At 64.1% G+C, this 1,177-nt stretch carries 1 protein-coding gene; it reads left to right on the top strand.

Annotated elements, in window-relative coordinates:
* Positions 1–1,176, top strand: a 1,176-nt coding sequence (tuf, locus tag B9Y97_RS17840) for an elongation factor Tu (protein WP_085526585.1), incomplete at its 5' end; no start/stop codon positions are given.
* Position 1,177 lies beyond the last annotated feature (1 nt).

Genomic DNA, 1,177 nt, shown 5'->3' with positions numbered 1-1,177 from the left:
ATGGCTAAGGAAAAGTTTGAACGCTCCAAACCGCACGTGAACGTCGGGACGATTGGACACGTTGACCACGGCAAGACGACGCTGACGGCGGCGATCACGAAGTATTTCGGCGAGTTTCGCGATTACGACCAGATTGACGGTGCACCGGAGGAGAAGGCGCGGGGGATCACGATCTCGACGGCGCATGTCGAGTACCAGACCGAGAACCGTCACTACGCGCACGTCGATTGCCCCGGCCACGCGGACTACGTGAAGAACATGATCACGGGCGCCGCGCAGATGGACGGCGGGATCATCGTGGTTTCGGCGGCCGATGGCCCGATGCCGCAGACCCGCGAGCACATCCTGCTTGCGCGCCAGGTTGGCGTGCCTGCGCTGGTTGTCTACATGAACAAGGTCGACCAGGTGGATGACGAGGAGCTTCTCGAGCTTGTCGAGATGGAGATCCGCGAGCTTCTGACCGAGTACGATTTCCCCGGCGACGACATTCCGGTGATCAAGGGCTCGGCGCTGGCGGCGCTCGAGGGCCGCGATCCGGAGATCGGCGAGAACTCGATCCGCGAGCTGATGGCGGCGGTTGACGCGTCGATCCCGACGCCGCAGCGGGCGGTCGACCAGCCGTTCCTGCTGCCGATCGAGGACGTGTTCTCGATCTCGGGCCGTGGCACGGTTGTGACCGGCCGGGTTGAGCGTGGTGTTGTGAACGTGGGCGACGAGCTCGAGATCATCGGCATCCGCGACACCAAGAAGACGACCTGCACGGGTGTCGAGATGTTCCGCAAGCTGCTGGATCGCGGCGAGGCGGGCGACAACGTGGGCGTTCTTCTGCGCGGCATCGACCGTGACGCGGTCGAGCGTGGCCAGGTTCTGTGCAAGCCGGGTTCGGTGACGCCGCACACGAAGTTCGAGTGCGAGGTCTACATCCTGACCAAGGAGGAAGGCGGCCGCCACACGCCGTTCTTCGCCAACTACCGCCCGCAGTTCTACTTCCGCACGACGGACGTGACCGGCACGGTCGAGCTTCCCTCGGGCACCGAGATGGTGATGCCGGGCGACAACCTGAAGTTCACCGTCGAGCTGATCGCCCCGATCGCGATGGAAGAAGGCCTGCGCTTCGCCATCCGCGAAGGCGGCCGCACCGTCGGATCCGGCGTCGTGTCGAAAATCCTCGTGTAAA

Source organism: Maritimibacter sp. HL-12 (assembly GCF_900177545.1).
Taxonomy (GTDB): domain Bacteria; phylum Pseudomonadota; class Alphaproteobacteria; order Rhodobacterales; family Rhodobacteraceae; genus Sinisalibacter.
Note: the sequence above shows the minus strand (reverse complement) of the source record. Positions and strands in the feature narration are given on the sequence as shown.